The sequence below is a fragment of the Alteribacter natronophilus genome, assembly GCF_006007885.1.
Lineage (GTDB): Bacteria > Bacillota > Bacilli > Bacillales > Salisediminibacteriaceae > Alteribacter > Alteribacter natronophilus.
Genome location: NZ_VCRO01000005.1, coordinates 18,096 through 37,940, shown reverse-complemented (window position 1 = coordinate 37,940; position 19,845 = coordinate 18,096). Strand labels below are relative to the sequence as shown.

At 43.9% G+C, this 19,845-nt stretch carries 19 protein-coding genes and 1 pseudogene; all 20 read left to right on the top strand.

The window, feature by feature from the left end; all coding sequences use genetic code 11:
• Nucleotides 1-16: 16 nt before the first annotated feature.
• The 20 genes and pseudogenes from FGB90_RS15285 (at nucleotide 17) to FGB90_RS15195 (ending at nucleotide 19,832) form a co-directional block, all read left to right on the top strand.
• Nucleotides 17-913, top strand: coding sequence for a glycosyltransferase family 2 protein (locus tag FGB90_RS15285; protein ID WP_246056207.1), 897 nt, complete (start codon nucleotides 17-19; stop codon nucleotides 911-913).
• Nucleotides 914-938: 25 nt separating this feature from the next.
• Nucleotides 939-2,012 (top strand): EpsG family protein, encoded by a 1,074-nt coding sequence (locus tag FGB90_RS15280; protein ID WP_138811729.1) that lies wholly within the window; start codon nucleotides 939-941, stop codon nucleotides 2,010-2,012.
• 12 nt (nucleotides 2,013-2,024) lie between these two features.
• On the top strand, nucleotides 2,025-2,177 hold the full coding sequence (locus FGB90_RS19765; protein ID WP_171051866.1) for a hypothetical protein: 153 nt from the start codon (nucleotides 2,025-2,027) through the stop codon (nucleotides 2,175-2,177).
• Between the two features lie 4 nt (nucleotides 2,178-2,181).
• A complete protein-coding gene (locus FGB90_RS15275) occupies nucleotides 2,182-2,805 on the top strand; it encodes a sugar transferase (protein WP_281280063.1) in 624 nt (207 codons plus the stop codon).
• Nucleotides 2,802-3,461 (top strand): acetyltransferase, encoded by a 660-nt coding sequence (locus tag FGB90_RS15270; protein WP_138811727.1) that lies wholly within the window; start codon nucleotides 2,802-2,804, stop codon nucleotides 3,459-3,461. Before FGB90_RS15275 ends, FGB90_RS15270 begins: the two co-directional genes overlap by 4 nt.
• 28 nt (nucleotides 3,462-3,489) lie before the next feature.
• Entirely contained in the window at nucleotides 3,490-4,629 is a 1,140-nt protein-coding gene (locus tag FGB90_RS15265) for a DegT/DnrJ/EryC1/StrS family aminotransferase (protein WP_138811726.1), read from the top strand.
• Complete coding sequence (locus FGB90_RS15260) at nucleotides 4,616-5,743, top strand: glycosyltransferase family 1 protein (RefSeq protein ID WP_138811725.1); 1,128 nt, start codon at nucleotides 4,616-4,618, stop codon at nucleotides 5,741-5,743. The genes FGB90_RS15265 and FGB90_RS15260 overlap by 14 nt, the downstream gene beginning before the upstream one ends.
• Nucleotides 5,740-6,922: pseudogene (locus tag FGB90_RS15255) on the top strand (glycosyltransferase). Before FGB90_RS15260 ends, FGB90_RS15255 begins: the two are co-directional and overlap by 4 nt.
• 12 nt (nucleotides 6,923-6,934) lie before the next feature.
• Nucleotides 6,935-7,948, top strand: a complete 1,014-nt coding sequence (locus tag FGB90_RS15250) for a glycosyltransferase family 2 protein (protein ID WP_138811724.1) — start codon at nucleotides 6,935-6,937, stop codon at nucleotides 7,946-7,948.
• Nucleotides 7,949-7,966: 18 nt separating this feature from the next.
• Nucleotides 7,967-9,139 (top strand): CDP-glycerol glycerophosphotransferase family protein, encoded by a 1,173-nt coding sequence (locus tag FGB90_RS15245; protein ID WP_246056220.1) that lies wholly within the window; start codon nucleotides 7,967-7,969, stop codon nucleotides 9,137-9,139.
• On the top strand, nucleotides 9,136-9,552 hold the full coding sequence (locus FGB90_RS15240; protein WP_138811723.1) for an FAD synthase family protein: 417 nt from the start codon (nucleotides 9,136-9,138) through the stop codon (nucleotides 9,550-9,552). The genes FGB90_RS15245 and FGB90_RS15240 overlap by 4 nt, the downstream gene beginning before the upstream one ends.
• Nucleotides 9,553-9,566: 14 nt before the next feature.
• Nucleotides 9,567-10,556, top strand: a complete 990-nt coding sequence (locus tag FGB90_RS15235) for a hypothetical protein (protein WP_138811722.1) — start codon at nucleotides 9,567-9,569, stop codon at nucleotides 10,554-10,556.
• 22 nt (nucleotides 10,557-10,578) lie between these two features.
• The gene (locus FGB90_RS15230) at nucleotides 10,579-11,820 is read left to right on the top strand and encodes a glycosyltransferase (protein WP_138811721.1); all 1,242 of its coding nucleotides are present in this window, start codon (nucleotides 10,579-10,581) and stop codon (nucleotides 11,818-11,820) included.
• The gene (locus tag FGB90_RS15225; protein WP_138811720.1) at nucleotides 11,786-12,964 is read left to right on the top strand and encodes a glycosyltransferase; all 1,179 of its coding nucleotides are present in this window, start codon (nucleotides 11,786-11,788) and stop codon (nucleotides 12,962-12,964) included. Before FGB90_RS15230 ends, FGB90_RS15225 begins: the two co-directional genes overlap by 35 nt.
• A gap of 27 nt (nucleotides 12,965-12,991) precedes the next feature.
• Nucleotides 12,992-14,041, top strand: coding sequence for a glycosyltransferase family 2 protein (locus FGB90_RS15220; RefSeq protein ID WP_138811719.1), 1,050 nt, complete (start codon nucleotides 12,992-12,994; stop codon nucleotides 14,039-14,041).
• Nucleotides 14,042-14,046: 5 nt separating this feature from the next.
• Nucleotides 14,047-15,810 (top strand): ABC transporter ATP-binding protein, encoded by a 1,764-nt coding sequence (locus FGB90_RS15215; RefSeq protein WP_138811718.1) that lies wholly within the window; start codon nucleotides 14,047-14,049, stop codon nucleotides 15,808-15,810.
• A 14-nt stretch (nucleotides 15,811-15,824) separates the two neighbouring features.
• Nucleotides 15,825-16,583: a hypothetical protein gene (locus FGB90_RS15210; RefSeq protein WP_138811717.1), complete on the top strand. Its 759-nt coding sequence runs from the start codon at nucleotides 15,825-15,827 to the stop codon at nucleotides 16,581-16,583.
• Nucleotides 16,580-17,614 carry a UDP-glucose 4-epimerase GalE gene (gene galE, locus FGB90_RS15205; protein ID WP_138811716.1) on the top strand — a complete coding sequence of 345 codons (1,035 nt, stop codon included), beginning with the start codon at nucleotides 16,580-16,582 and terminating at the stop codon, nucleotides 17,612-17,614. The genes FGB90_RS15210 and galE overlap by 4 nt, the downstream gene beginning before the upstream one ends.
• A 128-nt stretch (nucleotides 17,615-17,742) precedes the next feature.
• Nucleotides 17,743-19,683 carry an asparagine synthase-related protein gene (locus FGB90_RS15200; RefSeq protein ID WP_138811715.1) on the top strand — a complete coding sequence of 647 codons (1,941 nt, stop codon included), beginning with the start codon at nucleotides 17,743-17,745 and terminating at the stop codon, nucleotides 19,681-19,683.
• Nucleotides 19,680-19,832: a paeninodin family lasso peptide gene (locus FGB90_RS15195; RefSeq protein WP_138811714.1), complete on the top strand. Its 153-nt coding sequence runs from the start codon at nucleotides 19,680-19,682 to the stop codon at nucleotides 19,830-19,832. Before FGB90_RS15200 ends, FGB90_RS15195 begins: the two co-directional genes overlap by 4 nt.
• The last annotated feature ends 13 nt before the right edge of the window (nucleotides 19,833-19,845 follow it).

Here is a 19,845-nt window from a genome sequence, read left to right as displayed (position 1 = left end):
GGAAAGGAGGAAGCCGGTGGAAAAAACACTTACAGTATTTACCCCAACCTACAACCGGGCATTTTGTCTGCCGCAGTTATATTTAAGCCTGCTCAGACAGTCACGGAAAGATTTTGTCTGGCTCATCATCGACGATGGTTCAACGGACGGCACGGCCGATCTGGTGAAATCGTGGACTGCAGAAGGTCTTATAGATATCCGTTATCATTATCAGCAGAACCAGGGCATGCACGGCGCCCATAATACAGCTTATGAACTTATTGATACAGAACTGAATGTGTGCATCGATTCGGATGACGAATTGGCTGAAGGAGCGGTGGAAAAGATCCTCTCGTTCTGGTCTTCATATGGAAGCAGTCGTGTGAGCGGGATTGCCGGACTGGATCTTGACCGGAGAGGAAACATCATCGGAACAAAGCTGCCCGAGGATGTAAGCCGGTCCACCTTATTTGATCTTTACTATAAATACGGGGTAACCGGAGACAAAAAGCTTGTGTACCGCACGGAACTTACGAAGAAATATCCATATCCGCTGTTCAGGGGAGAGCGCTACGTAGGGCTGGCCTACAAGTATTACCGGCTCGATGAGGACTACGAACTTCTGCTGCTCAATGAACCGCTGTGTGTGGTTGAATACCTGGAGGACGGTTCATCCATGAACATGTTAAGCCAGTACTACAGAAATCCAAAAGGCTTTTCATTTTACCGGAAGGAACTGATGAAGCTTCCGTTCGTTGATTTAAAATTTAAATACAGGCAGGCCATACATTACGTTTCCAGCAGTTTTCTGGAGAAGAACAGCAGCTTTTTAAGAGACACGCCTGCACCTCTGCTTACAGTCCTGGCAATTCCGCCCGGGCTGCTTTTATATTTTCATGTACTGACGAAACAGAGGTCAGCTTCTTCCTTATAAGAAACGGAAAGAAAGGATTACACTCATGGCAATCCTTTACGCCAATCTCGCTCTTGTTTTCAGTTTTTCTTTTTTATCCCGTGTAAGTGCCCGTACCGGGCTTGAACAATCCGTGTTTGAGCCGGTGACGGTCAGACCGAACAGGTTCTTTGCTTTTTTTGCCATGATGACACTGGTCGTCGTGTCCGGACTCAGGATTAATATCGGTGACACTTACTATTACCGCCATGCGTTTGAAACGAATGTGTTTACGCTGGAAGATGCAGTAAGTCAGAAGGATTTCGGCTTTGCGGTTATGCAGTATTTACTGCAGCAGATTTCAGGGGATGCGCAAATTCTTATTTTTGTAACGGCATTGATTACAAACGTGCTCATTGTGATGGTTCTCTACAAATATTCCCGTGTTTTTGAACTGAGTCTGTACGTCTATATCACAAGCGGCCTGTTCCTTGTCTCGATGAACGGAATCAGACAGTTCCTGGCTGCAGCCATTATTTTCGCGGCAACCAAGTACATTATGGATGGCAGCTGGAAGAAGTTCACCATCGTTGTTCTCATTGCATCGGCATTTCATCAGAGCGCTCTCATTTTCATTCCTATCTATTTTATCGTGAGACGTCCGGCCTGGAGTCAGGTGACGTTTGGCATTCTGCTTGCCGGGCTGATTATGGTTGCAGGTTACGGCTATTTTTCGGAAGTTCTTTTTTCTGCGATCGGTGACAGTCAGTACGGTCACTATGCGGAGTTTTCAGAGGGAGGGGCAAGTATCCTCCGGGTTCTCGTCTATGGAGCACCACTTCTGATTGCCTATCTTGGTAGAGAACGGCTGAGAGAGCTGTTTCCCAACGGGGACTTCATCGTCAATCTCTGCGTCCTTAATCTTCTGTTTATGATCGTTGCGTCCCAGAACTGGATTTTTGCAAGGTTCACAATCTACTTTGGACTCTATCAGCTCATTCTGGTGGCCTGGATCGTGAAGCTGTTTGCCGAAAAGGACCGTAAACTTGTTTATTATCTGATTCTGATTTTCTATTTTCTTTTCTTTTATTATGAGCACGTCCTGGCACTGAATATTGAGTACCGAAGCAACTTCTTTTAAAAGGTGATGCATATGGAATATCTCGATCAGGAAGTTCTGAAAGCCATCCTGCTGAAAACCTGCCGGACAGCGGAACAGAACGAGAACGCCACAGCAGTTGAGCTGGTGAAAGAAATCGAAGGGGAACTTGAGAAATACGTAAATACAGCTGAAAAAGCTGTGTAGGGGGGTGACAGCCGTCAAACGTGCGTTCGATTTTACCGCAGCGTTTTTTTTACTGCTTTTTTTATCTCCGGTCATGATCCTGCTGACGGTACTGGTGAGGTGGAAGCTCGGAGCACCGGTGTTTTTCAGGCAGAAGCGTCCGGGTCTTTATGAAAAGCCGTTTTACTTTCTGAAATTCAGGACGATGACAGGGGAGAAGAACCGTGCCGGTAATCTTCTGCCGGACGAGCTGCGGCTCACGCCCTTTGGGCAGTTTCTGCGAAAGTACAGTCTCGATGAACTGCCCCAGCTCCTCAATGTGCTGAAGGGCGATCTGAGTCTTGTTGGACCGAGGCCGCTCCTGATGGAGTACCTGGAGCTGTATACACATGAGCAGAGACGGCGTCACGACGTAAAACCGGGAATCACAGGGTGGGCACAGGTGAACGGGCGAAACGGGATCAGCTGGGAAAGAAAATTCAAATACGATCTCTGGTATGTAACAAATCAGTCTTTTTTCCTTGATCTGAAGATTCTTTTGATGACGGTGTATAAAGTGTTCCGCTCCGAGGGGATTAACCAGACAGGACATGTCACGGCAGAACGTTTTCGGGGAGAAGGAGCAAAAGTGAGGGGGGGATCATCATGAAGATCGTACTGGTCGGACAGGGCGGCCACAGTAAGGTCATTACAGATATGATTGAAAAGAACAATGCGGGTAAAGTTGTCGGCTATTTCGATGATCTGTACCAGGAAGTCCTTGTGGTGGATGGAATTGTAAAAGGACCGGTTCAGGCGGTAAAGAGAGTCCTTGAGGAAAATCCGGAACTGAAGCTTGCAGTCGCAATCGGCAACAACCGGTCCAGACAGGAAATCGTCTCCATGCTCGGACTGCCCGATGAGCGGTACGCGACAATTATCCACCCTTCTGCTGTTATCAGTTCATACGCCAGGATCGGGACAGGGACGGTTGTCATGCCGCTGGCTGTCGTCCAGGCGGATGCCTCCGTTGGAAATCACGTGATCATTAACACCGGTGCGATCGTCGAGCATGATAACATCATCGGAGATTTTGTTCATCTCTGCCCGAAAGCTGCTCTTGCAGGTGGTGTGACGATTGAAGAAGGCACACAGGTTGGAACTGGAACCTCCGTGATCCCCGGGATTAATATCGGGACCTGGACCACAGTCGGGGCAGGGGCGACGGTCATTAAAGATGTTCCCGCCGGCTGTACGGCAGTAGGGGTTCCGGCACGACATACAAGGAAAGAAGGTGAAAACCAGGGTGTTAAAAACTACATCTAAACCGAAAATTCACCTGGCGGCCCCCCATATGAACGGATCAGAGCAGCGCTATATCGATGAAGCATTTGAAACAAACTGGATTGCCCCGGTAGGGCCCCATATTAATGCCTTCGAAAAAGAGATCGCGGACTATATCGGGGTGAAGGGAGCACTGGCGGTCAGTTCAGGCACCGCTGCGATTCACCTGGCGCTTATTCTCCTTGATGTAAAAAAGGGAGATACGGTCTTCTGTTCGTCGCTCACTTTCGTGGCAAGCGCCAACCCGATCGTCTATCAGGGAGCGGAACCGGTTTTCATTGACTCAGAGCCCGAGACATGGAACATGTCACCTGAAGCATTGAAACAGGCACTGGAGGAGGCTTATGAGGCAAATGAGCTTCCGAAAGCCGTCATCGTTGTGAACCTTTACGGACAGAGCGCAAAGATGGAAGAAATAACGGCGCTCTGTGAGGAGTATGAAGTACCGGTCATAGAAGATGCTGCCGAATCCCTCGGTGCCACTTACGGAAGGCGCGCTAGTGGCAGCTTTGGGAAGTTCGGGATATTTTCGTTTAACGGCAACAAAATCATCACCACTTCAGGCGGAGGCATGCTCGTATCAGATGACACCGATGCCCTTGAGCGTGCCGGATTTCTTGCCACGCAGGCCAGGGACCGGGCCGCCCACTATCAGCACAGCCAGGTGGGTTACAACTACCGGATGAGCAATATTCTCGCCGGTGTCGGCAGAGGCCAGTTCGCCATTCTCGATCAGCGGGTAGCCCAGAAACGCCGTGTGTTTGAACGTTACTTTGTTGAACTCGCTCATATTCCAGGCGTAACGTTTATGCCGGAGCCCGGGGGTACGATGTCAAACCGGTGGCTTACCGCGATCACTCTTGATCCTGAAGTTTGTCCGGTAACGCCCCATGATATGTTATCAGCGCTTGCCGAAGAAAATATCGAAGCCCGGCCGGTCTGGAAGCCGCTGCACCTTCAGCCTCTGTTTGATAAGTGCCGCTACTATGCACACAGTGACCAGAGCGTATCAGAACGTTTATTTGAAACTGGCATCTGCCTGCCGTCAGGGACTAATATGCCGGCAGAGGATCAGCAGCGGGTGATCTCGTGTGTAAAGAGTGTATTCAACATGGCTGATTTGCAGGAGATAAGATATGCAACATCGTAGGCCGTTAAAAGTCCTCCACGTGGTGGGGGCGATGAACCGTGCAGGTACGGAAACGATGCTCATGAACGTCTTTCGGCATATGGACAGGAACAAGATCATGTTTGATTTCGTGTCCTACAGCAGCGAAGAGGCTGACTATGACAGGGAGATCATATCACTCGGCGGCAGGGTAATCAGGCTGTCGAAGACGTACGGCATCATGGACCTCGTTCATGCGATGAAAACGTACGGGCCATATGACGTGGTGCATGCCCACACCCTGTTTCACTGCGGAATTGCCAATGCAGCCGCAGCAATTTCAGGGGTAAAGGTGAGAATTGCCCACGCCCACACCACAGATGATGACCGGCAGACGATCATCCGAAAACTGTATACAGGAAGCATGAAGCGGCTAATCAGGGCCACTTCGACAGATTACATGGCCTGCAGCAGTCACGCTGGAGGATTTTTGTTTGGAGAAAACGTACTCAGCAGCGATCACTACCGCTACCTGCCAAACGTAATTCCATTTAAACAGTACATGAATCCAGATGCTGAAGCTGTGAAAAAGGTGAAACAGGAATTCGATCTGGAAAACCGGTTCGTAGTCGGTCACATAGGCAGGATGATCGAACCGAAAAACCACAGTTTTCTTCTTAAGGTATTTAAGGAACTGATGAAAAAAGAGCCGCGAGCCGTGCTGCTTCTTGTTGGTGACGGGGACTTAAGGCTTGAAATTGAACAGCAGGTGAGCGAGGAGAACCTTGCGGAGCACGTCCGGTTCGCAGGACTCCGTAACGACATTCCGAATCTGCTTAACGCAATGGATGCATTTGTGTTTCCTTCCATTTACGAAGGGCTTGGCCTCGTGCTTCTGGAAGCTCAGGCAAGCGGCGTCTCCTGCGTCGTATCGGAAGCCATCCAGCCTGAAGCGGATCTGGACCTCGGTCTGATGGCCCGCCGGTTTCTGCACGAAGCACCGGAAAAGTGGGCAGAACAGATTCTTGCATTTAAAAATAAGCTGAAACCCGGTCCGAATGAGATAAGCGAGGCGTTTGTGCAGAACGCCTATTCCGTGGACCAGGGCATTCAGACGCTCGCTAAAATCTACCGCAAGTCATGGAGGCAGCCATGAAGAAAAACGTATTGATTGCATCTTTTGATCTTGAAGTGGGCGGCGTGGAACGAAGCCTCATCAGTATGCTGAGAAACTTCGATTACGACCGATATGATGTGGATTTAAAGCTGTACAGCCATACTGGTGATTTTATGGATCTGCTTCCGCAGGGGCCAAGGCTGTTAAAGGAATGTCCGAAATACAAAACGTTCCGCCTCTCGATTGGCGAAACATTCAAACGGGGCTTCTTCTCACTCGCCAGTGCCAGGCTTTGTGCCAGGTACAAAGCAGCAAGGTCAGGGGCCGAAGAAACCGGCTACCGGCAGATGCAGTACATGTGGCAATACGCGCTGCCTCACCTGCCAAGTGTCGGGAAGCCGTACGACATCGCCATCAGCTACCTGTGGCCACACGACTTTGTGGCATATAAAGTGAAGGCAAAGACGAAAATTGCCTGGATTCATACCGATTATTCCACCGTGGATACAGACGTTGAGCGGGATTTGAAAACCTGGAGCGCTTTTGATGCGATCGTAGCTGTGTCCGATCAGTGCCGGCACGCCTTCCTGAAAAAATATCCGATCCTGAAAAAGAAGGTTCATGTGGTTGAAAACATTACATCCCCGGACATGGTCAGAAACCTTGCCGGTGAAGAGAAACCTGAGCCCCTTAACCGGGATAACCGGTTCAAGTTTGTCACGGTCGGTCGCCTCTCCCACGCGAAAGGCATCGATCAGGCGGTAAAAGCACTTAAACTGCTGATCGAGAAAGGCTATTCGGACGTGGCATGGTACGTTGTCGGCTACGGCGGCGACGAAGCTGCCATCAGAGAGGCGATCGCCGCGTATGGTCTGGAGGACCACTTTTTTCTGTTAGGCAAAAAAAACAAACCCCTATCCCTATATGAAAGAAGCTGACGTCTACGTGCAGCCCTCACGTTACGAAGGGAAGGCCGTTACTGTCGGGGAAGCACAGATTCTCGGCAAACCGGTTCTGATCACAAACTATCCGACAGCGGGCAGCCAGGTACGGGACGGGGTGGACGGTCTGGTCTGCAACCAGGGACCGAAGGGCATTGCAGACGGGCTCGAAGTGATGATCACAAACGAGCAGCTCCGTCACAAACTATCCGCCAACTGCCTGCAGAGAGACTACCGTAATCATGAGGAACTGCTGAAGCTTTATACGCTGGCGTAAAGGAGGCCTGTCATGAGTGAAAAAATAAGCATCGTCATCCCGGTCTATAAAGTCGAAAACTACCTCGATCAATGCATAAACAGCGTGACTGGACAAACATACAGAAATCTGGAAATTATTCTCGTCAATGACGGCTCTCCTGACCGTTGCGGCAAAATGATCGACGAATACGCAGAACGGGACAGCCGGATTATAGCCCTGCATAAGAAGAACGGCGGCCTCTCGGATGCAAGGAACTTCGGAATGACTTATGTGACCGGGGCCTACACCATGTTTCTCGACAGTGACGACTGGCTCGGAAAACGGGCTGTGGAAAATCTCCTCACCACTTTGAAGTCAAACGATGCAGACGTGGTTCAGTCGGCATTTTATTACGCCCATAACTTCTACTCTCTCTTTGACAACCGCGTCTACGACAAGAATGGAAGAGAGGAAGTATTTGAAAACGACGGGCTCATGTACGAACTTGTGATCAACGAAAAGGTGAAGAACTTTGCCTGGGGCAAGCTTTACAAAACCGCACTCATAAAGGACATCCCGTTTAAAAAAGGCGTCCTTTTTGAGGACGTATTCTGGGCCCACCACGTTATGCAGAAGGTGAAGCGGTTTGTGCTCCTGCACGATCCGCTGGTGTACTACCGGCAGCGGGAGAACAGCATCGTCGCTTCCTATACAGAGAGAAACCTGGATATTCTGGACGGTTTAAAGGAACGGCATGCTTTTCTGAAGCAGCACTATCCTCACTTTCTTCCAGAGTCCTGCCGGATGCTCTTTCAGACAAGCCTGATGCACTACAACCTGCTGTTTTTAAAACGAACAGGGAGCGAGCGGAGAAAGGAAATCCGGTCCTGCATACTGGAGCATCAGAAACAGATCAGGGAAGCGGTCTCCGGAGACAGCGAACTGAGTAACCAGTTAAAACTGTTTCTCGTTCATCCGTATGCCAATATCGGTTTTTTAGCCGGTCGAAAAATGCTCCGGAAACTTCTTCCGGAAAAAGAAGTACCACTTGAAAAAGTGAGATGATAAGGAGGGCGGTTTTTGGTGGGAATAAAAGATCACGTAAGAAAAAAAGCAGCGCTCTTTATGATTTCCGTTTTCAACCGGCTGCCGATCAGGAAGAACAAAGTTTTTCTTACGAGCTATTACGGCAGTCAGTACGGCTGCAACCCTAAGTACGTAACGGAACACATTCTGAAGCACTACCCGAAAGGAACCTTTGACCTCGTCTGGGCCTTCAACAGTCCGGAGGAAAAAGGCCCTCAGGAAGGGGTGAGAAAAGTAAAAGTCATGTCGCTCCGGTACTTTTATGAACTCTGTACGTCTAAAATCGTGCTTACCAACTTCCGGACAACAGATCTGTTCGTAAAGCGGAAAAACCAGTACTACATTCAGACATGGCACAGTTCACTGCGGTTAAAACAGATTGAAAAGGATGCGCAGAAATCACTTCCTGCTCACTACGTGGAGACGGCGAAGAAAGACTCTGAGAAAATTGATCTTCTCTTATCAGGATGCCGGTACAGTACAGCCATCTTCGACCGCTCCTTCTGGTTTGAGGGGTTTCTATTTGAGCACGGAACACCGCGAAACGATCTTCTCATTAAAGGAGATTCAAAAGTGAAAGACCGGGTCTGCAGAAGGTTCAATCTGAAAAGAGAAGATAAAATCGTCCTTTACGCGCCAACGTTCCGAAAAGACAATCGGCTCGATGTTTACGATATCCAATATGATCAGGTGCTTCACCGCCTGAAAGCACATTTCGGCGGAGAGTGGACGTTTTTAGTAAAGCTGCATCCCCACCTCGCGGGAATGTCCAGCCAGCTCGTATACGGCGAACGGGTAAAAGACGCCACGGACTACGATGATATTCAGGAGCTGCTCAGTGTAAGTGACATTCTCATAACAGATTACTCGTCACTAATGTTCGACTTTGCCATCACAAACAGACCATGTTTCATGTACACGCCGGATCTTCACGATTACGTGAAAAACGACCGGCGTTTTTATTTTGATATCAATCAGCTTCCGTTCATTAAAACCGAAACAACCGATCAGCTTCTGGCCGCCATTGAACAGTATGATTCAAATACCTACAAACAGAGGATGGAACTATTTCATAAGGAAATCGGCTCCTTCGAACGGGGAGAGGCAAGCGAAAAACTGACCGCACACATGCAGGCAGTAATCGAAAACAGGGAGGTACTACCATCGTGAAAAAATACAAAATCGGCTATACAACGGGGGTCTTTGACCTGTTCCATGTTGGACATTTGAACATCCTGAGAAAGGCCAAGGAGCAATGCGACACACTGATTGTAGGTGTGAGCACCGACGAACTCGTCCAGGAATATAAACATAAAACCCCCGTCATTCCCTTTGAAGAACGGGCAGAGATCGTCCGGGAAATCAAATACGTCGACATGGTCGTTCCCCAGCTGGACCGCAATAAGTTCGGTGCCTGGGAAGTCCTAAATTTCGACGCCATGTTCGTCGGCGACGACTGGAAAGGCAGTCACCTGTTCAGCGAACTGGAGACACGATTTAAAGAGGTCAGCGTGGAGCTCGTTTACCTGCCTTACACGAAAGGCGTGTCGTCGACGATTGTGAAAGAGAAAATGAGGGTGTAAGGTGTGAAAGATTATTGAATAAGTATAGGGCTCTTACTCAAAATGTCATGATAAATAGAGAGATTCCCAAATACAAAGTTCCATTCGTGATTTTTAACTGTAAACCATTAGTACCAAAAAACTACATGAAAAGAATTAAAGCAACCTTTATATACCTTATTAAATACTGGATTGGAGTAACAGAAAGTATTCCATATAAAAGTGATATAGTTTTTAAAACTGGAAACAACAATTACAAGTTGATTGATCTGAACAATAGCAGCATTTTGACGGTTGTTCAAAGTGAAACCAGACAGCAGGAGAATGCTTTAAGATATCGGCATCGGTATAAAGAGTTTGAAGAAATCGTAGGGGTAGATCCTAAAGGGAAATGGGTTAAGGGGATTTATTATAATGGACATCATCCAATATTAAATCCACATAACATTAGACAACTCAAAAAGATAAAACAAACATTCAACCGACTCCAGGTTCAATCCAGAATTAAAGTTGTTGAGAACGATAAGTATGTTGATAGTATTGTTTTTAAGTCGCTTGAGATAATGACTAAGAACCAGCATTTACTTAAAAAACCAGATGTAAATTATGTAAGTGATTTTCTATATAAAACAAAAGATTCAATCCTAGCTGGTAGTAATGATTTTAAGATTTACTTATCTTTAAGCCATGGTGATATAAAACCTGATAACATGATTGAAGATAAAAAATTCTTTAGATTAATTGATTGGGAGTTTACGGAATATAGAAGTACACGTTTTGATCTAATCAAATTTCTAACAAGGTTTCCCCGGTTTGGCCAGTACTTAAAGATTGGTGATGTTGAAAACCCAAATGTGAAGGCTTTAGAGTTCAATAAAGATGAGCCTAAAAGGTACATGAAATTGTTTTTTTTAGAGGATGTTCTGCTGAGGTTGCAGCAATTTGATGAGAGAGATTTTGCAAGTGACTTTACCAGTCACATTGTACATAGCATAGAGAAATATGAACAACTATCAAAAAAATAGGTATTTGAAATGAGGTGATTTAATGAAAGAAAACATTCTTTTTGTAATAGACTCACTAGAATGTGCCGGAGCAGAAAAGAGTCTTGTAACATTGTTATCTTTATTGGATTTTGAAAAATACTCAGTTGATCTATTTCTGTTTGGTCATGGAGGGGAACTTGAAGAATTAGTTCCACCAGAAGTAAACCTCTTAGATCCAGCCGCCTATTCGATTTACAGTAAATTACCAATGAATATAGCATTGTTTAACACTTTTATTAACTCTGAATACAGAAACCTTTGTTCACGGTTGGAGTTTACGCTCAAGTTGAGGACCGGAAAGTATAGAAACTCTCAAAAAGCCAGGATATTCTGGCAAAGTACTTCACGGGCTTTTAAACAAAACAAAAAAGAGTATGATATTGCGATTAGCTACGCCCAGGGAGTTCCGACTTTTTATGTAGCAGAAAAAATCAGGGCGAAGAAGAAATTTGCATGGGTGAATGTCAGCTACAGGCTTGATGAAAAAGAACAGGCGTTTCAAAAGCAGTATTACGATGTTTATGACAGGATTGTAGCAGTTTCGGATTCAACCAAAGAAGTCTTTCTTGAAGCCTTTCCAAACTACAAAAACAAAATGAACGTTATTTATGATATAAATAACCCTGAATTTATCAATAGAATGGCTAAGATCGGCACAGGATATGAGGATGGCTTTGATGGTGTAAGAATTTTGACTATTGGGCGACTCGCAAATCAAAAGGGTTACGATATTGCCCTGGATGCCTGCAAACAACTTAAGGAAAGCGGCCTCCATTTTCGCTGGTATGCGTTAGGAAAAGGGCCTTTGCAGCAGGAAATTGAGCATAAAATCAAGGAATATGGTTTATCAGATCACTTTATTTTACTCGGAGTTAAATCAAACCCTTACCCCTACATCGCAAATGCAGATCTGTACGTACAGACCTCTCGGTTTGAGGGTTTTGGCCTTGCTATTGCAGAGGCACGAATGCTTAACATACCTGTTGTGACTACTGAATTTGATGCTGTTTATAATCAGATGGTGCAAAGGAAGAATGGTTTGGTGACGGGTATGGACGGAGAGAGTGTTGCGGAGGGAATTAATGAATTACTAAACAACAGAGCACTGTATAAGAAAATTGTTGAGTATCTGAAAAAAGAAAAGAAAGGAAACATTGAAGAACTGGACAAGTTTTATCAACTAATTGAGGGACAGGAAGTTGATAACAGTGAAGAAAAAGAAAGTGCTGTTTATGCTCATTAATATGAATATCGGTGGTACGGAAAGAGCTTTTCTAAACATGGTATCTGAGATGCCCACAGAGAAATATGAAATTACCTTACTATTGCTTGAAAAGTACGGTGGATTCCTGGATCAGGTTCCGAGTCACGTAAATGTTGAATATGTTGACGGCTATAAAAATATCAAACCTTTAATTAATGACCCACCAAAACAAACTGCTCTTAAACTCGTTAAAAAGGGAGAATGGGTTAAGGGAGTATCATTCTCAGTATTTTATTTATTGTCAAAAGTAATGAAACGAAAAGAGATATTTTTTAGCTACTTGACCAGAAAGTTCAAACATGAGAAGGAATATGAATCAGCGATAGCTTATGCAGGTCCAATGGACTTCATAAGCTATCTTGTTTTGAGCAAAATAAAAGCCAAGAAGAAATATCAATGGATTCACTTTGATATAACCAAGATTGGGTTTAGCGCTTTCTATGCTCAAAGGAACTATCCAAAATTTGATAAAATTTTAGTTGTGTCCGAAGAAGCGAGTCATAAGTTAATTGATATTATCCCTCCAATAAAAAATAATTCGGTAATATTTCCTAATATCGTTTCTGGGGAAATGTTAAATCAGCTCTCAAAAGCAGGAGAGGGGTATACAGATCAATTTGATGGAAGAAAAATATTAACTGTGGGAAGACTTTCTTACGAGAAAGGTCCTGATCTTGCAATAGAAGCAGCATCCTTACTACTTAAAGATGGTATTGAATTTAAATGGTATTGGGTTGGAGAAGGAAAAAAAATGAGTCATTACCAGGCACTGATTCGAGAGTTAAACCTTGAAAATCATTTTATTCTTTTAGGGCTGAAATCCAACCCTTATCCCTATATGGCTGATTGTGACCTATACGTACAGCCATCACGTTATGAGGGATATTGCATCACTACACTGGAAGCTTCACGTTTTAAAAAACCGATTGTAACAACTGATGTAAATGGAGCCAGAGAGCAGTTCCAGGATAACAGAAATGGACTTATTGTAGAAATTACAAGTCTAGGTTTGTACCAGGGAATAGTCCGACTGTTAAAGGATGAATTACTTCAACAAAGACTTGTGAATGGATTAGCTGAAAATAAAGACATTGAGCAAATGAACTTCGATAAGATTATTTAGTGTTTTGTCCCTGAGAGGAGGGAGTTAATGAGGTTAATTAGTGTGATTGTTCCCGTTTATAACGTCGATCAATATCTTGGGGCATGCATTGAATCTATTAGGAAACAAACTTATCCTAACCTTGAAATCTTACTGATTAATGATGGCTCCACGGATGATAGTGGAACTATTTGTGATAATTATAGTTTAAAAGATTGCAGAATTAAGGTCACTCATAAAAAAAATGAGGGCGTCTCATCAGCTCGAAATACCGGGATTAAACAAGCCAAAGGGGATTATATTGCGTTTATTGATCCTGATGACGAAGTCCATCCTGAAATGTATGAAAAATTGTGTGATGCAGCTGAGAATCACAATGCTGATATTACAGTATGCCCTATAAAAACAATCAACCTGGTGTTAAATACAACTTCTGTATCCAAAACTATGGATGAATACAAGTGCTTAAACGAAGAGCAAATAAAGAACCGGTTGCTGCCATCATTGCTGGAGGGAAAGACCTACAGTTTTATTTCCAGTGTTAATAAGCTGTATAAGAGGTCTATATTTAATAAGAACAATATTTATTTTAATACGGATAAAACACACAGCGAAGATGCTCATTTAAACTTTGCTTTGATTGAAGTCGTAAAAAAAATTGCGTTCATAGATTTTCCTTATTACTTATATTACAGACGTCAGAGAGGCTCTTTAACAGAAGTATTCAGACCGGATTTATTTGACTATATTACTGATAATAAAAGAATGATGCTGCAATTGTGCGAAAAGTATAATCTCACTAAACATCATGCAATAGTAAAAAACCATTTTACAAACGTAACTTTATCCTACATGCAGGAAGTTATCTGCTCTGCTATTCCCACGGATAATGAGAAAAAAGCAATTATAAACACAATAATAAACAGTAAAGAATTTAAACATGATTTGAACCATTATCATGCCCCATCTTTTTATTATCGGTATCTTAAACTATTAATCTTGTTAAAAAGAGTGAGTTTTTTTAGATTATCTGTTTCCTCAAAAGTTTATTTACAGGATAGATTAAGAAGGTCACAAAAATCATTACAAGAGGTGTAGAAACAATGATAAATAATGCAAGGAAGCTTCTTCGCTTATTCAACAAAAAAGAAAAGAAAAAACTATCTCTGTTATTTATCATGATGATTTTTGCTGCCATTCTTGAAACTGTTGGGATCGGTTTAATAGTACCTTTTGTTGGTATCATTACTAATCCTTCATTAATTCAGGAGCAGGCTGTTCTTTCATTTATTTATAATGCATTCAACTTTCAATCAGCTAACCAATTTCTCCTATTTGCAGTGGCAGGATTACTCAGTGTATTTATTATTAAAAACGCATATCTGCTGCTTTTTCATTATGCCCAGTACCGAGTAATCCTGAATCAGCAGGTTAAGATGTCGAGAAACTTGCTGAAAGAGTATTTAACCAAGCCATATACATTTCATCTTCAGAGGAACACAGCTGATCTGCTCCGAAATGTGAATGGCGAGGTATCAAAGGTGTTTCAGGGAATTCTCCTTTCGAGCTTTCAGTTGTTCACAGAGATCCTTGTTATTGCCTGTATTTTGACCTTATTATTCATAACAGCTCCATTGGCAACACTGACCGCTTCAGTCCTTTTGGGTGGAAGTGTTTTTTTATTTTTCCGGATTTTCCGGAAGAAGATCAGTACGCTGGGCCGTGAGCAGCAGAAAGTTAGTGGTACCATGATTAAATGGGTCAATCAGGGTCTGGGCGCCAGTAAAGAGGTCAAAGTATCAGGTAAGGAGAACTTTTTTGTTAATGCCTATACGAAGCAAAGCCAGATTAAAGCGAACAACAGCCGTTATATGAAAATGCTTGAACAGGTACCAAGGCTGTTTATTGAAACTCTTCTCGTTTCTGTAGTGCTTCTGACAATGCTTATTATTATTTTTCAGGGAACAAATACAGCACAGGTAGTTTCGACAATGGCACTGTTCGCGATGGCTGCCTTTAGGTTGATGCCATCGATTAATCGTGTTGTCGCTATGATTACGACAATTCGCTACAGCTACCCAGCACTAGCAGTAGTGTATGAAGACTTAATTGCAGATGCCTCAGACAACGAACAAAAAAATACTTCCATCAAAATCAATAAAGGTAAAAGGTACTTTAACAGATCCATTCAGTTACGAAACATCGATTTTAGGTATCCAAGTCAGGAAAATAATGCAATAAATGATGTTTCCCTCACGGTTCCAATTGGTCATTCTGTAGCTTTTGTAGGTGAATCCGGGGCAGGAAAAACCACTCTGGTTGATATTATCCTTGGCCTGCTTGAGCCTCAGCGAGGACAAATTCTTGTAGATGATAGACCTTTAAAAGAGCTCAAATCAACCTGGCAGAAAAAGATCGGATACATTCCACAGTATATTTTTCTTTCGGATGATTCAATTAGAGGGAATGTAGCGTTTGGACTGGAGAGTCACATGGTAGATGATAATGAGGTTTGGCGAGCACTGGAGCAGGCACAGCTGAAAGAATTTGTAAAATCACTTCCTGATCAGCTCGACACTCAAGTAGGTGAAAGGGGAGTAAGAATTTCCGGTGGCCAGAGGCAGCGCATTGGTATTGCCCGCGCCCTGTACCATAACCCGGAGATTCTTTTTATGGACGAGGCTACTTCTGCACTGGATAACGAAACGGAAAAAGAAATCATGAGAGCTATTGACGGTCTTAAAGGGGAAAAGACACTTATTATAATTGCTCACAGGTTATCTACTATTGAAAACTGTGACATTGTATTTAAAGTAAGTCGAGGGGGAGTTGTTTCTACGGAAAGGAAAAATAAAAAAGTAATTTAGTTGAGGTGTAGCACATGGAAATAATGGACAAAAAAAAGTTGCAGTTAAAAAATAACTTCCCAAGTATATATTTAATGAGTTCCAAACTTAAAAATAGAATTTACAAAGTATTACTAAGGATTTATTTTATTTCACGTAAAGTGTGGAACTCATTATATTTTACTTATATGAGGACAATTAGAGGTTATAAAGACCTTCAATTAGAGGAGGACATTAAAAACGGTATATTCAAAATATTTATTAGTAGTGACAGAAAAACAATAGTAAAAGTAATAAGAAAAGATAATATCTTTAGCTATAATATGGCAAAAAGAATTTCCTCAGCAGATCAGTACTTCGAGTATTCCAACTTATTGAAGGAAATGAGTAAAGAAGCTGGCTTAGGAATGCATGTTGCAACCGTTAATAAGGTTTGGAAATCTGGTAGTTACACTTCACCTTTTCTAGAAGGAGAAAACTTAGCAGTAGTGATGATTCAGGAAGAGAGAGGACGATATCATCAAGATCCTATAATACTAATTAATGCAATAGAGCGATTTTTAATTAATATTAAAAAAGTTAGTAGTACACATGTTTCATTTGGTGGGGATTGGATGCTCCATAATCTAGTTTTCAGTAAAGAAAGGAATGAAATAATAAATATTGATGTTGAAGGATTTTATACTTATAAAAGACCCAGCAAACAAAATAATGTATATAGACTTGAAGAAGATCTGCTAAGGTTAAAAAATTTATTAAAACGAAATAAAGAGCAGGAGGTAAGCAGGCAATGAAAATCCTAATCACTGGAGGAGCCGGTTACATCGGCACACACACCTGCGTTGAGCTCCTGAACGCAGGTCATGATATTCTCGTGCTGGACAACTTCTCTAACAGCAAGCCCGAAGCGCTGGAACGGGTAGGGGAGATAACGGGAAAATTTATTGAAGTCTGCGAAGCGGATCTTCAGGACAGGGCAACGCTGGAAAGTATCTTTTATCAGAACGAAATTGATGCCGTGATTCATTTCGCTGGCTTGAAAGCAGTCGGCGAGTCTGTGGAGAAGCCACTGAAATACTATCATAATAACGTAGCAGGAACGGTTACTCTGTGCGAGGTTATGGACAAATACAATGTCCGTAACCTCGTTTTTAGTTCCTCGGCAACTGTGTACGGGGAGAACAACCTGGTGCCGTTTACTGAAGATCTCCCTCTATCAGCGACCAACCCCTATGGCAGATCAAAGTTAATTATTGAGGAGATTCTCAGGGATACTGCTGCGTCGAACAGTAACTGGAGTGTTGCGCTTCTCAGATACTTCAATCCTGTTGGTGCCCACAATAGCGGCCTGATCGGTGAGGATCCGAGCGGTGTTCCGAACAATCTTATGCCTTATATCTCCCAGGTAGCTGTCGGGAAGCTGCCTGAGCTTCAGGTTTTTGGTGATGATTACCCTACGCGGGACGGTACCGGCGTAAGGGATTATATTCATGTTGTCGACTTGGCCCTTGGACATGTCAGAGCTCTTGAGAAAATTGTAACCGATAGAGGAATTGAAGCCTATAATTTAGGCACTGGTCGAGGGTGCAGCGTTCTGGAGCTTGTTAAATCATTTGAAGCAGCATGCGGAAAGACAATTCCTTTCAAAATAGCAGACAGACGAGCAGGAGATATTGCGGAGTGTTATGCAGATGTAACGAAAGCAGAACGGGATCTCGGGTGGAAAGCAACCTTCGGAATTGATGATATGTGCATGAGCACATGGAAATGGCAGACCCTTAACCCGACTGGTTATGAAGTCACAAAAAAAGAAATTACAGTATAGTAAAAAAGATTCACAATGTTCACTATTCTTCGTTGACATCAATTCGGAATGGTGATAAATTTAGTTTAAATAGTTCTTTATCAAGAACAAATCGGTGCTTAATGTAGAACGGCAGTCAGGAGGTAACGATGAGCGCAATTTATGGCATGTTTCATTTAGACAGGCAACCGGGACCTCCAGAGTATATTGAAAAAATGGCAGGTTCTTTTCCCTCTATTCCCGTTGATAATGTGCAGGTTTGGAAGAACGAGAATGTGTTCCTGGGGTGTCATCAGCAGTGGATCACATCTGAGTCGGTTCAGGAGCAGAATCCCTATTACGATAGTGAACGGCAACTGGCAGTGGCGGCAGATGCGATCCTTGATAACCGCGAAGTGCTGTTTTCCCTGTTGAACGTGCCAAAACACCGCCGGAAGACGATCACTGATACCGAGCTGATTCTGTTAAGCTATGCCAAGTGGAACGACCGATGTCCGGATTATCTGCTTGGTGATTTTGCTTTCGTAATCTGGGATGAAAAAGAGCAGAAGCTGATTGGCGCAAGAGACCCTTCAGGCTACCGGACGCTCTACTACATGTTTAAAAATGGTATTTTTGCTTTTGCTACTACCGCATGGGCGATTCTTTCCCTGCCCATTATAAAGAAGGAATTAAACGAGGAATGGCTGGCGGAAAATCTGACGCTCGTGAACATGAACGACACGCTGGATGCGAAAGCCACGCCGTACAAAGGAATTGAACAGATTCAGCCCTTTCACACAATCTCCCTGAAAGACGGGAATCTCTTCAGTGATAAATATGGATCGTTTGAGCCTAAAAAACAGCTGAAATTAAAAACGAATGATGAGTATATCGAAGCTTTTCAGGACGTGTTTGAAAAGTCGGTCCGCTCAAAAATGCGCACCAGAGGAAAAGTAGGATCGCAGCTGAGCGGGGGGCTGGATTCCGGATCGGTTGTGGGTTTTGCTTCAAAGCTGTCAAAGGAGCCATTAACTACACTCAGCTATGTTCCCGTATCTGACTATCACCTGGAAACACCGGGGTATCTGGTTCCGAATGAAAAAGCGAACATCAAAAAGATTGTTACGTTTGCCGGGAATATCGAAGACCATTACTTTGATTTCAAGGGAAAAAGCAGCTATTCGGAAATTGATGATTTCCTGAATGTGATGGAGATGCCCTATAAGTTTCATGAAAACTCCTATTGGATCAAGGGAATGTTTGAGGAGGCGGAGAAGCTCGACCTTAAAGTTCTGCTTAATGGAGACAAGGGGAATTTTACGATTTCCTGGGGGGCTGCACATTTCTATTATTCAACGCTTTTAAAGAAATTTAAGTGGATCCGGCTCGCAAAAGAACTGGATGCCTACAGTAAAAATGCTGGGGGCTCGAGATACACTACCGTTCCGTACCTTGTGAAAACCGGTTTTCCTTCCCTGTTTAACAAAGGCACTAAGGAAAACCCGCTTACAATAGTGAAACGCCAATTTTCAAGGCAGTTTAAGATGGACGAAAAGTGCAGGTCATTTGGTTTCGAAGCAGACGGGTGGTTTCAGTCCAGGGACCCCCGAAAGCTTCGCAGTGCTCTTTTTACCAGGCTTCATCCGTGGAATACGGGCAACGCGCTGAGCACGAAGCTGTCACTTCGCCACGGGGTGTGGAAACGGGATCCGACAAATGACCGCCGGGTGGTGGAGTTTTGTCTGTCGTTGCCACACGAGCAGTACGTACAGGGAGGAATGGGGAGAGCACTTGTCAGGAGGGCGACAAAAGGCATTCTGCCAGATGCCATCAGGCTCGACCAGACCACTCGGGGGCAGCAGAGCGCAGACTGGCTGCACCGGATTGAGGCCGATATGCCTGCGATCAGAAGGGAAGTACAAAGTCTGATCGATAGCCCTTTTGCAGACTACTTCCATACTGAAACGCTGAAAGAGGTGATCACTGGAGGCACCGCACAAAGAGCTACAGCGATGCGTATTCATGCTCCTGAATGCAGGATTCTTCTGCGTGCACTGATCGTCTATCGCTTTTTAAGAACCTTTGACCGAAAGGAGGTGGGCATATGAAAAAAAGATGGTCAGATCCGGAACTGGATGTACTTAACGTAAAGATGACAGCAGGCGGGCTGAATTACAGTAAATTTGATAGTGATTTTGAGGACGATACTGATATCCCAACGGATGAAAACGGCAATCCTCTAATCTCAAGAAGTTAAGTTTATTTGCCTC

What these genes read in the sequence shown, in the direction of transcription:
- FGB90_RS15280 (WP_138811729.1), top strand. Translation starts at nt 939, where the DNA reads ATGGCAATCCTTTACGCCAATCTCGCTCTTGTTTTCAGTTTTTCTTTT.
- FGB90_RS19765 (WP_171051866.1), top strand. Translation starts at nt 2,025, where the DNA reads ATGGAATATCTCGATCAGGAAGTTCTGAAAGCCATCCTGCTGAAAACC.
- FGB90_RS15270 (WP_138811727.1), top strand. Translation starts at nt 2,802, where the DNA reads ATGAAGATCGTACTGGTCGGACAGGGCGGCCACAGTAAGGTCATTACA.
- FGB90_RS15265 (WP_138811726.1), top strand. Translation starts at nt 3,490, where the DNA reads ATGAACGGATCAGAGCAGCGCTATATCGATGAAGCATTTGAAACAAAC.
- FGB90_RS15260 (WP_138811725.1), top strand. Translation starts at nt 4,616, where the DNA reads ATGCAACATCGTAGGCCGTTAAAAGTCCTCCACGTGGTGGGGGCGATG.
- FGB90_RS15250 (WP_138811724.1), top strand. Translation starts at nt 6,935, where the DNA reads ATGAGTGAAAAAATAAGCATCGTCATCCCGGTCTATAAAGTCGAAAAC.
- FGB90_RS15230 (WP_138811721.1), top strand. Translation starts at nt 10,579, where the DNA reads ATGAAAGAAAACATTCTTTTTGTAATAGACTCACTAGAATGTGCCGGA.
- FGB90_RS15220 (WP_138811719.1), top strand. Translation starts at nt 12,992, where the DNA reads ATGAGGTTAATTAGTGTGATTGTTCCCGTTTATAACGTCGATCAATAT.
- FGB90_RS15215 (WP_138811718.1), top strand. Translation starts at nt 14,047, where the DNA reads ATGATAAATAATGCAAGGAAGCTTCTTCGCTTATTCAACAAAAAAGAA.
- FGB90_RS15210 (WP_138811717.1), top strand. Translation starts at nt 15,825, where the DNA reads ATGGAAATAATGGACAAAAAAAAGTTGCAGTTAAAAAATAACTTCCCA.
- galE (WP_138811716.1), top strand. Translation starts at nt 16,580, where the DNA reads ATGAAAATCCTAATCACTGGAGGAGCCGGTTACATCGGCACACACACC.
- FGB90_RS15200 (WP_138811715.1), top strand. Translation starts at nt 17,743, where the DNA reads ATGAGCGCAATTTATGGCATGTTTCATTTAGACAGGCAACCGGGACCT.
- FGB90_RS15195 (WP_138811714.1), top strand. Translation starts at nt 19,680, where the DNA reads ATGAAAAAAAGATGGTCAGATCCGGAACTGGATGTACTTAACGTAAAG.